The sequence below is a fragment of the Sinorhizobium saheli genome (genome assembly GCF_001651875.1).
Taxonomy (GTDB): domain Bacteria; phylum Pseudomonadota; class Alphaproteobacteria; order Rhizobiales; family Rhizobiaceae; genus Sinorhizobium; species Sinorhizobium saheli.
On record NZ_LNQB01000059.1, the window covers coordinates 1 to 12,951 of the forward strand.

The 12,951-nt window shown below is 61.9% G+C and carries 14 protein-coding genes; 4 read left to right on the forward strand and 10 right to left on the reverse strand.

The window, feature by feature from the left end; translation table 11 throughout:
• Positions 1-42 precede the first annotated feature (42 nt).
• The 7 genes from ATB98_RS05130 to ATB98_RS05160 form a co-directional block, all read right to left on the reverse strand.
• A complete protein-coding gene (locus ATB98_RS05130) occupies positions 43-444 on the reverse strand; it encodes an O-methyltransferase (RefSeq protein ID WP_066870014.1) in 402 nt (133 codons plus the stop codon).
• Positions 444-1,760, reverse strand: coding sequence for an ATP-binding protein (locus ATB98_RS05135; RefSeq protein WP_084435301.1), 1,317 nt, complete (start codon positions 1,758-1,760; stop codon positions 444-446). Before ATB98_RS05135 ends, ATB98_RS05130 begins: the two co-directional genes overlap by 1 nt.
• Positions 1,757-2,674 (reverse strand): DNA-methyltransferase, encoded by a 918-nt coding sequence (locus ATB98_RS27820; RefSeq protein WP_084435304.1) that lies wholly within the window; start codon positions 2,672-2,674, stop codon positions 1,757-1,759. The genes ATB98_RS05135 and ATB98_RS27820 overlap by 4 nt, the downstream gene beginning before the upstream one ends.
• 433 nt (positions 2,675-3,107) lie before the next feature.
• Positions 3,108-3,734, reverse strand: coding sequence for a hypothetical protein (locus ATB98_RS05145; RefSeq protein WP_066870023.1), 627 nt, complete (start codon positions 3,732-3,734; stop codon positions 3,108-3,110).
• A 263-nt stretch (positions 3,735-3,997) separates the two neighbouring features.
• Entirely contained in the window at positions 3,998-4,375 is a 378-nt protein-coding gene (locus ATB98_RS05150) for a DUF488 domain-containing protein (RefSeq protein WP_066870026.1), read from the reverse strand.
• A 141-nt stretch (positions 4,376-4,516) separates the two neighbouring features.
• A complete protein-coding gene (locus ATB98_RS05155) occupies positions 4,517-4,924 on the reverse strand; it encodes an EF-hand domain-containing protein (protein WP_066870029.1) in 408 nt (135 codons plus the stop codon).
• A gap of 161 nt (positions 4,925-5,085) precedes the next feature.
• On the reverse strand, positions 5,086-6,525 hold the full coding sequence (locus tag ATB98_RS05160; RefSeq protein ID WP_066870031.1) for an FAD-binding oxidoreductase: 1,440 nt from the start codon (positions 6,523-6,525) through the stop codon (positions 5,086-5,088).
• Between the two features lie 241 nt (positions 6,526-6,766).
• Between ATB98_RS05160 and rfbF the strand changes: the two genes are divergently transcribed.
• Genes rfbF through ATB98_RS05175 form a run of 3 tightly spaced genes read left to right on the forward strand, consistent with a single transcriptional unit; the run spans position 6,767 to position 9,839 of the window.
• Complete coding sequence (rfbF, locus tag ATB98_RS05165) at positions 6,767-7,534, forward strand: glucose-1-phosphate cytidylyltransferase (protein WP_066870034.1); 768 nt, start codon at positions 6,767-6,769, stop codon at positions 7,532-7,534.
• On the forward strand, positions 7,531-8,601 hold the full coding sequence (gene rfbG, locus ATB98_RS05170) for a CDP-glucose 4,6-dehydratase (protein WP_066870036.1): 1,071 nt from the start codon (positions 7,531-7,533) through the stop codon (positions 8,599-8,601). The genes rfbF and rfbG overlap by 4 nt, the downstream gene beginning before the upstream one ends.
• A gap of 5 nt (positions 8,602-8,606) precedes the next feature.
• Complete coding sequence (locus ATB98_RS05175) at positions 8,607-9,839, forward strand: class I SAM-dependent methyltransferase (RefSeq protein WP_066870245.1); 1,233 nt, start codon at positions 8,607-8,609, stop codon at positions 9,837-9,839.
• Positions 9,840-10,077: 238 nt separating this feature from the next.
• Here the strand turns inward: ATB98_RS05175 and ATB98_RS05180 are convergent, their stop codons facing one another.
• The 3 genes from ATB98_RS05180 to ATB98_RS05190 are packed head-to-tail and all read right to left on the reverse strand — an operon-like array spanning position 10,078 to position 12,186.
• On the reverse strand, positions 10,078-10,854 hold the full coding sequence (locus tag ATB98_RS05180) for a cephalosporin hydroxylase family protein (protein WP_066870039.1): 777 nt from the start codon (positions 10,852-10,854) through the stop codon (positions 10,078-10,080).
• Between the two features lies 1 nt (position 10,855).
• Positions 10,856-11,698 (reverse strand): NAD-dependent epimerase/dehydratase family protein, encoded by an 843-nt coding sequence (locus tag ATB98_RS05185; protein WP_066870041.1) that lies wholly within the window; start codon positions 11,696-11,698, stop codon positions 10,856-10,858.
• Complete coding sequence (locus tag ATB98_RS05190; protein WP_066870043.1) at positions 11,698-12,186, reverse strand: acyltransferase; 489 nt, start codon at positions 12,184-12,186, stop codon at positions 11,698-11,700. The genes ATB98_RS05185 and ATB98_RS05190 overlap by 1 nt, the downstream gene beginning before the upstream one ends.
• 185 nt (positions 12,187-12,371) lie before the next feature.
• Between ATB98_RS05190 and ATB98_RS05195 the strand changes: the two genes are divergently transcribed.
• Positions 12,372-12,905: a dTDP-4-dehydrorhamnose 3,5-epimerase family protein gene (locus tag ATB98_RS05195; RefSeq protein ID WP_066870248.1), complete on the forward strand. Its 534-nt coding sequence runs from the start codon at positions 12,372-12,374 to the stop codon at positions 12,903-12,905.
• The last annotated feature ends 46 nt before the right edge of the window (positions 12,906-12,951 follow it).

Consider the following 12,951-nt stretch of genomic DNA (forward strand, 5'->3'; position numbering starts at 1 on the left):
AGTATTACGCCATGCTGGACGAGCCAGCCATGGCCGCATAACTTAAACCAACCGGCCTCCGGCAAACCCGGCGCGGTTCACGGCGCTCGTTAACTTAAGTTCAAGATCAAGCCAAAAAACTGTTTTACCCTCGTAGGTATCTGCCGACAAGAAATCGGTCACTTCACCTTCATACATCTGGATTGAGCTAAAGGGTTTATTGAATGCACAGCGTTTGAAAATTTCGCCGTCATGTTCGATACTAACATAGCTGTTCATGCCGACATATTTTGACATTATCTGGAAGTCAATGAACTTGGTCCCTCCAAATCCAAGATATCGATAACTTCCAACGTCAAAGCCAGCTTGCCGTGAGAGATTTAGGTATTCGACGATTGCCCGCCTTTCGATCTGCTTTTCTGGACGTACATCGTAGGCTATGAACGAAGCAGTTGACTTGGCCATCAATTGACCTCGTTATCTACGAAGTAGTCGAAGGTGTACCGGCCAAATTCACTATTTGAAATAGACTTCTGCCCAGTTGCAGCCTTCGCGTCTGCGAGCTGCTTTTTCTCCACCTTATATTGAATAGTAGTCATATTATTTGGCGGCTTAGGCGGCGCTTTGAATAACAGCGGTGTGCTAGCAATTTTGAGGGTCACTGTTTTTGATGAACCAATCGCGTCTTGTAATTCGTCCGAAGAAATCGATGTGCCATCTTCGCTGTACCGCGCATCAAGGAACCGCGTGACCTGTTTACCGATGTCGGCCATGCGTTTAAGCGTGCGCTGCCATACAATATTGTCAGTATTAACGCCAAGCTTAGTAGTTGTCCATGGAAGCGATTCAGGGTGATCAGAGGTGAAGAACACTATGCCTACGAACGGTCGGTGCTTCGGCTGGAATGCCGGAAGCAAACCATCTACCCCCCATCCCGTTAGACTAGTCTTATCATAGGAAATGACAGAGCGCCCGTTGCAATATACGTTCCAGCCTGCGGTCTCAGCTACATAGCGCTTGTCTTTTGGAACGCCGAGACCCGCCAAGATAGCTACGTTCACATCCTCAACCGAAAAATTCTCAGACGCTTGGTTGTCACTGATAGCGACTTGTTCGGCGACTACCGGATGGCCGTTGACATATATGTCGATGATCTTTGATATAAAAAACGAGTAAGCGCGCGCTATACGGTCTCTCAACTGACTTTCGAAGAGTGCATCGCTCAACCGACTCGTCACTGCCTTGTAGAGTGCCGTCACCTCAAGGGTGGTTGTGCCACTCGATGCGCGCGGACGCTCATCGATGTTGAACTTCCAAGGCTGCTCCTTCGACTCGGCCCATTTCCCGACATCAAGCTTTAGCTCGAAGCCTCCATCCTTATGGTCCGAAGTCATTTGGATATTCTTGCCGAGCTTGAACATGGCACGCTTCAGCCCGATGCCATACACACTCAACTGATCTTCTTGATGACTTTCCTGATCTGCTGCACCGAAAACGAAAACGTGGTCGCGAGCATCAACAAAGCTTATACCCCCGCAATCATCCTCAATCGTCACCTTGGTAGGCGTGAAGGACAAAGATACTTTGAACCGCTTTGCTGGTGGGTTTTCCAAGAGTCTTAGATATGAACTCGTGTTCTTTGCAGATATTGATGACGATTTGAGCGCCGCGTTTATAGAATTGTCGAGAACATCTAGAAACGCATCCGCGAGGCTAATATCTCGGGTAAGAAGAGAAATGAAGAGCCGTTTCTCAGGATGAGCACTTGCCTCTACTGTCATGGAATGCTTTCAACTTCGGTTTGAGGATCAGGTAAGCGGGCGACTTTCGAGCGAGGATTTGGTTCATAAACCGGTTTGTCTAGCGGGCGGACTTGCAATTTTTGGTCGAGTAGCATTTCATATCGATTTTGAGCAATCTTGCAATATTCTTCATTTACGTCCGCGCCTAAGAAGCGGCGTCCATCAAGTGCTGCTGCTATACCGGTACTTCCGGATCCTGCGAATGGATCGAAGACGACCCCACCTGGCGGCGAAAGGGCCCTTATCAAACGCTGCGCAAGCGCCACTGGGAACTGACAGGGATGCGCCGTTTTCTCTACATGGTTTGCCTTGACATTGGGTATATCCCACACATCACCGGGATTTTTACCATTCGGGTTGCTGCTCAACTGCCCCTTCTTGGGTCCCTTATAGAAAGTTTTGCCGCGATACTTCTGCGGAACGCGCGCAGCATCGAGATCGAAGTAATAATTATCGCCTTTACTGAACCATAGAATGGCCTCATGGCGGCCGCTGAACCGCTTAGTTGCATGTACGCCGTGGCCAAAAGTCCATATAATTCGGTTGCGCAGGATCAAGTTATCAATGTTTGAGAATGTCTGATAAGTTGGGAAATCAAGCGGTACGTCGACACCGTTTTTCACGTGATGGCCAACTTGCCATGCGATGTTGCCGCCAGTCTTGGTTAACTTCGCAACTTCCGGAGCAATTTCCTGATGATCTGCAATGAAATCATTAAGCCTGTAAGATCGATCGTATGCCTTGCCCATGAAATAAGGGGGCGATGTTAGTGTGAAATCAATGCTTTCGGGACTAGTTGACTCGAACAGGTGCCGGCAATCGCCATTATAGATGATGAACGTCTCGCCCGACTCAAGCGCACTCCGGACATCATTCGTCGAATAGCAAATCATTCAAATCTCTCAGAATCACACAACGCCCGCAGCATACAGGATTATCGGCCGATAGGTTGAAAACCGAGCCTATGCGTCTGACGCACCAGAACAAGCGTACACTCAATGGTTTAAAGAGTTTCCAACTGAAAAATTGACGCAGTAGGCTGATGGGCGTGTCGAAAGGCTTCGTTCACCGGTCGGGACCACCCTCTAGCTAGCCCGTTGGAGCATCGATCGCAGCGATCGATGAAATCGACCCGCCGGCAAGGCGCTCGCGCCCGGCTGCGAGCGGCGGCGCCAGTCTGGTCAAATTGAACCGAGGGCTACGCGGAGGTCTGGCAGAGACCTTTACGTCAAAGCCAGCTTCTTGAGGTAGAAAAGCGAGGCGCCCGCTCCATTCGGTCAGCGCGATAAGTTTAAAAGCTTTACAATCCCCATCGCGCCGTCCCGCTCAATCCACCGCAAAGCAATAGAACAGCCCATCGCCGCCCGTGCTCTTGAAGGCCTCCTGGGTGCAGCCGCCGCGGGTCGTGTGCGAGGAGTTCCAGGATTTCGCTTCGGCGGATTCGTCGAGGCCGGTGCGGTCGCTGTGGCCGACGATGGCGGCGCCCTCCGCGCCGCCCATCGTCCAGTTGCCGCAGGTCTCGGGGGCGGCGGTGCCGTCTGGTTTCGATCCGGTCAGGATGTCGTGCCGGTTCGGCGTGTCGCCGCGGCCATTGATGACTTCGCCTTTTTCGTTGAGCGCCGTCTGCTTGGTCAGATTGTTGTTGTCGCTGTGCAGCGAGGCGACGTCGTCGGCGATCTTCTCGCCTTTGGCGTTGTGCCACGGGCCCGCGCCGATGCGGTCCCTGGCATTCTCCGCGTCGGTGGAAAGATAGGCCCGCCAGGTCTTGCCGGTGGAGCCGCTCGCCGTCGCGAGCGTATTGCAATAGGCGTCGGCGCCCGCAAGGCCGCCAAGATCGCCGCCCTTGCCCGGATTGGCACTGGTCACGAAAAAGCTCATGGACGTTTCCTGGGCAGAGGCGCCCATGACGGAACACGCCAGGACGGCCGCGGCGACTGCGAGCATGCGCTTCATGATATCCTCCCGGCTTCCGGTTTTGAACAAGCCTGGGAGAGGGTATTGCGGCAGGGACCTGTAGTAAAATCGAAATCCTGTGATGAGAACCCGAAGTGACGTAAGGGACAAGGCTTCGGATCGCGGGTCTTTCAGCGTCGGCGAAGCGATCGGCAGCAGTTGTGAGCGGTCGGCCCGCCCGCCCGTGATTTCGGGGCGTTGTCTCGCTGCTGGCGATTTACGATGCGGGACCGATTGGCGCCTGCTGACAAGCGCCGCCCGCCCTACGAGCGCGATCCCTCCGGTCGCCTCTTCTCGAGCCACGCTTTCAGCGCCACGGCATTGTTCCGGCTCTCGTCGCGCGCCGCATAAAGCAGCGTCACCGGCCCCTCCCCGAGATGATCGGCGAGTTCCTTCACCGCCGCCTGCGCCGCCTCGCCTTCGAGCTCCGCCGCATAGGCCTCGCAAAACGCCTCCCAGTCCTCCGGCTTGCCGTGGAAGCGTTTGCGCAGCGCGTCGCTCGGGGCGATGTCCTTGAGCCAGAGGTCGATCTGCGCCTTGTCCTTGGTGAGGCCGCGCGGCCAGAGCCGGTCGACGAGGATGCGCGTCCCGTCGCTTGCCGCCGGCGCCTCGTAGACCCGCTTCAACTGGAATTTTGCCATTCGATCCCCGCAACAGGAAACCCCGGGCCGGCGGCTGCCGCCCCGGGGATGAGAAAGCTTCCAAACCTAGCGGACCTTCGGGTCCTTGTCTTCATGCCTGTCGCTGTCCCAAGACCGCGGCATAGTCTTGCGCGACATACATCAGCCGCGGAAGAACCCCTGGATCTCCTCGGGCGTGACCTTGCCGTCGCGGTTGGCGTCGACCTTGTCGAAAATTCGCCGGTGGATGGTGCTGATCTCCTCGAAGGAAAGCGCGCCGTCATTGTCCGCATCGGCAATGGCGAACATGATCTTCATCATCATCTGCCGGTGCCTCATCATCCCCCGCATCCTGTCGCGACCTCTCATGCGATCGCCCCGCATGCCGTCACGCATGCCGTCACGCATTGCGTCGCCGCGCATCTCCGGCCGGTCGCCCCGGTCCTGATCGGGCATCGCTTCGGCCGGCGGCGGAGCCGGCGCGGCCGTTTGCGCGGCAGCGATGGTCACGGGGCTGATGGTCATGAGGGCGGCAAGGGCGGTCACGGCTGGCAATCTCATCGGTGACATTTGATCTCCTCCTCGAGTTGACGATCGGGTGTGCTGACTTCACCTGCCGACTGCATGTCTCCTTGCTCGACCTCGATTTAAGGACATGCAGCAAATTAAAAGCGCCACAGCGACCTTTGCGCGTCTGACAGGACGCGCGGCGCTGGAGCCGGCGGCCCGGCTCAGGCCGCGCCGCGCGCTTCGAGCGGCGCCACGTTCTGGTTCATGCGGAAGAGGTTCTGCGGGTCATAGCGCCGCTTGACCTCGACGAGACGGCCGTAATTGCCGCCATAGGCGGCCTCGACCCGGTCGATCTCGTCCGCCGGCATGAAGTTGACGTAGGCCGTGCCCGCCGCATGGGGCTTCACGGCGGCGAAGAGCCGCCGCGCCCAGTCGATACAGGCCTCGTCCATCGCCGCCTCGCGCCAGCGCGCATGGACGTTCATGACGAAATGCGAGCTGCGCTGCGGGAAGGCGGTCTCCTCCGCCGCCACCCGTTCGGCAGCGCCGCCGAGATGGCCGATGAAGACCTCGCATTCCGGCCCGGGCAATTGGCCGATGGCCTCGGTGAGAATGCCGATCGTCGGATCGGAGAGCTCGATCAGATCATGGCTCTTCCAGTAATTGCGGGCGCCCGGCGCGAGCAGCGGATCGAGGGCCTGTTGCCAGGCGACGAAGGAATGCGGCGAGACGACGTCGACGATCGGCTTGCCGATCGCGCGCAAGGCCGCCGTCGCCTTCTCGCCCGTCTCGAGATCGCCGCAATAGCACATGGCGAGCACGAGAACCTCCTTGCCGTGCCACTCGGCGGGCAGGAACGGCAGCGGCGGCGCCTGGCGCATCACCACCCAGCAGGTGAGCTCGTCCGGTGCGCTTTCGAGCGCCTGCCGATACGCTTCGAGGACGCCTTCGGCCTCTTCGAAGGGATGGACGACGAGGCCGGAGAGGACTTCGGGTCCGAGCTCGTGCAAGGCGAATTCGAAGGCGGTGACGACGCCGAAATTGCCGCCGCCGCCCCTCAAGGCCCAGAAGAGGTCGCGGTGTTCCGTCGGGCTCGCCCGCACCAGCTCGCCGCTCGCCGTCACCACATCGGCGGAAAGCAAGCTGTCAATGGTCAATCCGAACTTGCGGGTGATCCAGCCGAAGCCGCCGCCGAGCGTGAGACCGGCAATCCCGGTCGTCGAGTTGATGCCGGTCGGCACAGCCAGGCGAAAGGCCTGCGTCTCCCGGTCGACATCGGCAAGCGTCGCGCCCGGCTCGACCCAGGCCCGCTTCGTCGTCTGGTCCACGCGCACCGACTTCATCGGCGTGAGGTCGATCATCAGGCCGCCGTCGCAGACCGCGTTGCCGGCGATATTGTGACCGCCGCCGCGCACGGCGACGAGCAACCGGTTCTCGGCCGCGAAGCGGACCGCATGGACGACATCGGCGGCGCCCGCGCATTGGACGATCAGCCCGGGCCTGCGGTCGATCATCGCGTTCCAGATGGTGCGCGCCCCGTCATAGGCGGCGTCGGTGGCGTTCAGCACGCGGCCGCGCAGCCGCCCCGCCAGCGCCTCGATCGCCGCGGCGCTGACCATCGTCGTTCCCGCATTGAGATTGGTGAGGCTCATGTCGTTCATGATTCGCTCCTCCAACGGTGAACCATGCCCCAGCAGCGCGGCATTCTGCGCCTTTGCCGGGCGACCGACAAGCGCAGCCGGGCGCAGCCGACATACTCCTTTCGGGTGATCGGCAGCGCGCATAGCGGGTTCCGGATACCGGCCGCATTGTTGCAATTGTCCCGAAAATGCTCCAATGAGTCGCCGGCGCCGGGCGCGCCACCCGCGCATGGAAGCAGGTCAGAAGGGGTGAGGTTTGAGCATGAAGGTCGTCATTCTCGCCGGCGGATACGGCACCCGCATCTCCGAGGAGAGCCACCTGAGGCCCAAGCCGATGATCGAGATCGGCGGACGCCCGATCCTCTGGCACATCATGAAGATCTACAGCCACTACGGCTTTTCCGATTTCGTGATCTGCCTCGGCTATCGCGGCTACATGATCAAGGAGTATTTCTCCAACTATATCCTGCATCTGTCCGACGTCACCTTCGACATGGCGACGGGTGAGACGATCTATCACTCGAGCAAGGCGGAGCCCTGGCGCGTCACGCTGGTGGACACGGGCTCTGAGTCCATGACCGGCGGCCGCCTGAAGCGTGTCGGCGAATATCTCGGCGAGACGTTCTGCCTCACCTATGGCGACGGCGTCGCCGACATCGATATCCGGGCGCTGACCGACTTTCACCTCCGGCATGGCCGCGAGGCGACGGTGACGAGCGTCGTGCCGCCGGGACGCTACGGCGCGCTGGCGATCGAATCCGGTCAGGTGAAGAGCTTCACCGAAAAACCGGCCGGCGACAACGGCCGCATCAATGGCGGCTTCTTCGTGCTCAACCGCTCCGTCCTCGACCGCATCGACGGCGACCACATCGCTTTCGAAAGCGCGCCGCTCGAGGGACTGGCGCGCGACGGAGAGCTTATGGCCTTCCCGCATGAGGGCTTCTGGCGCCCGATGGACACGCTGCGCGACAAGAACCAGCTCGAGGAGCTCTGGCAGCAGAACCGTGCGCCCTGGAAGGTCTGGTCGTGAGCCGCCTGCCTGATCCGGCTTTCTGGTCGGGAAAGCGCGTCCTCCTGACCGGCCATACCGGCTTCAAGGGAAGCTGGGCCGGCCTGTGGCTGAAGCAACTGGGCGCCCACGTCACCGGCTACGCGCTGCCACCGGTTTCCGAGCCGTCGCTCCATGGCCTGCTCGATGGGGACGGGCTGCCGCAGGGCCGCTTCGGCGACATCCGCGACGGCGCGGCGCTCGCTTCGACGATGCGGCAGAGCGAACCGGAGATCATCCTGCACATGGCGGCGCAGCCCTTGGTGCGCGAGAGCTATGCGACGCCCGCCGAGACTTTCGACGTCAACGTCATGGGGACGATCCGGCTGCTCGAAGTGGCGCGCGCCACCCCTTCCGTGAAGGCGATTCTCGTCGTCACCACCGACAAGGTCTATCGCAACGACGAGAGCGGGCGGCATTTCCGCGAGACCGACACGCTCGGCGGACATGATCCCTATTCCGGCTCGAAGGCCGCCTGCGAGCTGGCGGTCGCGACCTGGCGCAGAGCCTATTTCAGCGAGCGCGGCATCCGCGTCGCCACCGCCCGCGGCGGCAATGTGATCGGCGGCGGCGACTTCTCGACCGACCGGCTGGTGCCGGATATCGTCCGCGCCGCCCTTTCCGGCACCAGGCTCAACATCCGCAGCCCGCTCGCGACGCGGCCGTGGCAGCATGTGCTCGACTGCCTCACCGGCTACTTCCTCTTCGCCGAGGCGCTCCATGGCGGCGCAAGCGGCGTCGACGCACTGAACTTCGGCCCCTCGCCCGCTGAGCCGCAGATTCCCGTGCGCGACGTGGCAAACGCCATCCAGGCGGTCATGGGACTCGATCCCGAATGGGACGACGTCTCGTCGCTGGAGCAGCCGCGCGAGATGCAGACGCTGGGCCTCGACCCGGCGCTCGCCGGCGAGAGCCTCGCCTGGCGCGCGCGCCTCACGCAAAGAGAGGCGATCGAATGGACCGCCCGCTGGTACGACGGCTGGCGCCGCGGCAAGGCCGCGCTTCAGCTCACGCTTGACCAGATCGACGCATTTACGAAAGGCCGTTGACCACGATGCCCCACTCCTGCCGCTTCTGCTCGACCCCGCTCGAAACCGTCGTTGCGGACCTCGGCGCGACACCCTGGTCCAACTCGTTCCTGGAGCCGACCGAGGAAGCGGTCGCGCGCGAAAAGGCCTTTCCGCTGAAGGTGATGGTCTGTTCGGATTGCCTGCTGGTGCAGACCACGGAGACGGTGCCGGCCGACGAGATCTTCAACGCCGACTATCACTACCTCTCGTCCTTCTCGACGAGCTGGCTCGACCATGCGCGGCGCTATGCCGAGACGATGACCGAGCGCTTCGGCCTCGGCGCCACGTCGCAGGTCGTGGAGGTCGCCTCGAACGACGGCTACCTGCTGCAGTATTTCGCCGCCAGCGGCGTGCCCGTGCTCGGCGTCGAGCCGGCCGCAAACGCGGCCAGGATCGCCGAGACCCGCAACGTGCCGACCCACGTCGCCTTCTTCGGCCGCGCTACGGCGAACGAACTCGTTGGCCGCGGCATCCGCGCCGATCTCACGGCCGCCAACAATGTCCTTGCGCATGTGCCCGATATCGCCGATTTCGTCAGCGGCTTTGCGATCCTCCTCAAGCCGGACGGCATCGCCACCTTCGAGTTCCCGCACCTCCTGCGGTTGATCGAGGGCATCCAGTTCGACACGATCTATCACGAGCACTATTCCTATCTGTCGCTTCTCGGCGTCGAGCGCATCTTCAGCGCATGCGGCCTGAAGGTCTTCGACGTCGAGGAACTGCCGACCCATGGCGGCTCGCTGCGCGTCTTCGCCCAGCCGATGACCGGCACGCGGGCCGCGACCGAGGGGCTCGCCAGGGTGCGGGCGGAAGAGGCCGCGGCCGGGCTCAAGGAGATGGCGACCTATGTCGCCTTCGGCCAGCGGATCGCCACCGTCTGCGAGGGTTTTCGCGCCTTCCTGCAGCGCGCGAAGAGCGAGGGCAAGCGGGTCGCCGCCTATGGCGCGGCCGCCAAGGGCAACACCTTCCTCAACGTCTGCGGCGTCACCGCCGCCGATATCGACTTCATCGTCGACCGCAACGACCTGAAACAGGGCAAGCTCTCACCGGGCAGCCACATCCCTATCTTCGAGCCGGCCAGGCTCGAGGCGGCGAAACCCGACTATGTCGTCATCCTGCCCTGGAACTTGACCGACGAGATCGTCAAGGCGCACGCGTATATCCGCGCCTGGGACGGCCGCTTCGTGGTCGCCATCCCGGAAGTCCGGGTGATTTGAAGCGGTAATTGGCTGAAACGCCAACGGCGCAGTCGTGAGCGGCCCCTCATCCCGCTGCCGCTTGTCCCTTCTCCCCGCAAGCGGGGAGAAGGGACAAGCGGCGCCCGCTGAGGCCCCCTCTCCCCTCCCCGGAGCGGGAGAAGGATATGCCGCGCCCTCCCAGTCCCCTCTCCCCGCCTGCGGGGAGAGGGCTAGGGTGAGGGGCAAACCTAGTTCCAAACTTCGCCCGGATCAGCGTTCAAAGCCTCTTGAGGAAACCGTCCGGCGCGACGGTGACCATGAGCTTGTTGTCGACCGACCGGTCGATCTCGAATTCCGGGTGGGATTTCAGGTATTCGTGCACAGCCGTCTTCGGATTGTCGCCGACGTCCCAGGGGCGGTCGCTGAAGAAGCCGGCTGGCAGGTCTTCCACCAGCGTGTCGAAGACGACGCAATAGCAGCCGGGCGTCACCAGCGGCGCATAGGCCTCGAGCTCGGCGAGAACATGCGCGTGGGTGTGCATGGAATCGAGCGCGACCATGACGCGCTTGTAGCCTGCCGAGGCCTCCCGCACCTGCTTCACGATTTCGGGGTCGATGGACGAGCCCTGGAACATCTGGATGCGGCTTGCCATCGGGTGGCTCTCGATCGCCGCGCGGTTATGCGCGCGAATGTCGATATCGACGCCGATGACCTTGCGCTTCGACTGGCGCGGGTCGAAAGCGGTACCCGCTTCGATCGCGTCGCACATGTCGAGCATAGCGAGCAGCGAGGCGCTGAGGATCAGCGAGCCGCCATGGGCAATCCCGGTCTCGATCACCAGATCGGGGCGCGTCGCCCAGATCAGTTCCTGCATCGCCACGATATCCTGCGGATACTGGATGATCGGACGGCCGAGCCAGTCAAAATTATAGACGTAGCGCTTCGCCATCGAGGCTTCGCGCCATTGATGGGAAAGCGCCTGGAAATCGCCGTCGCGGCTGTAACCGTCGATCGCGGCCGCCCGCTCGGCGCGGAATTGTTCGATAGGGTCCATGTCAGATCCTGCTGCTTGTGGGGCCCCGCAGATCGGAATCGGGTTCCGACTCGTGAGTGCCCAGGATTTCAGGGATGCGCTCTAGCACAGGTGTTGCGGCAAAAGCGAATTCGTCCTTCACCCGATCGATCGCGATCGGCGGAAACGAGAGGGTCGGCGCGCCTTCATTGACCGCGACGGAGCATTTCGTCCGGCTTTGAATCGCCGTGCACCATTCGGCATGACTGGTCTGCCTTCCGTTCGCGACGTTGTAGACGGAATGGCGCCCTTCGACGGCGATCCGCAGCAGCAGTTCCGCCGCATCGTCGATCCAGATGTAGTCCTTGCAGGAATCGAGCGCTGTTTGAAGCTGGATGTGGCCGCGCCCTGCCTCGCGGCAGAGCGCGCCGAGGAACGTGTCCGATTTCGCCTCGTTCGGCCCGACGACGTTCGACAGCCGGGCGATCCGCACCTTGTCGCGGCCGGAGCCAAGACAGATCGCCTCGCCGGTAAGCTTCGAGAGATTGTAGAGGTCCGACGGGTCGAGCGGCGACGCCGACAGCCGCGCGCCCTCGCGCGTGTCCTCGCCATGGGCATAAACCCTGGTCGAGGAAAGATAGAGGAACGAGGCAAACGCATTCTCGCGCAGGATGTTTGCGGCGAGCGACACATGCGCCTCGATGGTGTCGAAGGGTCGCGAGCGAAAATCGGCGGTCAGGCCGATGGCGTAGATGACATGGCCGAGGTCCTCGCCGGCGCGCGGCATGTCGGCGCGAGATGGAACGTTGACGACATGACCGCGCTCGCGCAGCCGGCGCACCAGGTTGCGCCCGATGAAGCCGGAGGCGCCGAGAACCGTGAACATCACGACCGCTCCCCGAGCCGCCTGAGCGGATTGCCGCCGCAGATGGTATAGGCCTCGACTTCGCCGCGCACGATCGAGCCTGCGGCAATGACGCAGCCTTTCCTGAGGACGGCGCCGTCGAGGATGACCGAATTCGCCCCGATCCAGACATCCTCCTCGACGACGATGCCGCCCCGGCTCGGCTGGAAGCCCTGCTCGCGGATGAGGCGGCCCTTGTCCATGAAGGCGTGGTTGACGGGTGCAAAGGTGCAGTTGGCGGCGATCAGGACATTGTCGGCGATGCGGATGCCGTTGCCGGTGTAGAAGACGCAGCCGCTGTTGACGTAGCAGAACCGCCCGATCACGAGATCACCAGCGCCGCCGGCCGGCTTGATCTTGACGAAACTGTCGATGACCGACGCCTCTCCGACGACGATGCGCGTGCCGCGGACGGACTCCTCGATATCGCAGAGCGCGCTGATTTTCGCCGTGGGGTGCACTTCGATCATAATCGTTCCAAGCTCGTCCGCCGCCCAGTTCGTTCTCGCACTCTTTTCCAGTTAGCGCTTGCCGCGTCAACGCCTGATCGTGCAAGAAGCCTACGGCGCCCGCGCGTCTTATCGGGCGCGCAAAGCTGCAGCAGTTCGGATTGCTGCATGGATTTGTCCTTGAAATGCCATCGATCGAGGAATGCATGTCGCGGTTCAATCGTCTCCCCACTCCCCTTTCCGGCCTGACGGTCGTCGAGCGCAAGCAGGCGGGCGACGAGCGCGGCTTCTTCTCGCGCTTCTTCTGCCGCGACGAGCTCAGCGATTTCGGCGGCGACGGCGCGATCGCGCAGATCAATCACACATTGACGCGCAACAAGGGCACGATCCGCGGCATGCACTTCCAGCGGCCGCCGCACGACGAGACGAAATTCGTCTCCTGCCTTTCGGGGGCGGTCTTCGACGTCGCCGTCGACATACGGCCGGATTCGCCGACCTACCTGCAATGGTACGGCGAAGTCCTGAGCGCCGAGAACGCCCGCTCGATGATGATCCCGGGCGGCTTCGCGCACGGCTTCCAGACGCTGACGGAGAATTGCGAACTCATCTACCTGCACGACAAACCCTATGCCCCCGGCGCCGAGGGCGGGCTGAACCCGCTCGACCCGCGCCTCGCCATCGCCTGGCCGCTGGAGGTGACGCAGATGTCGGAGCGGGACCGGGGTTTTAGTCTTCTCTGACAAGCGGACGGCAATACCCCCTCTGCCCTGGCGATACCCCGATCAG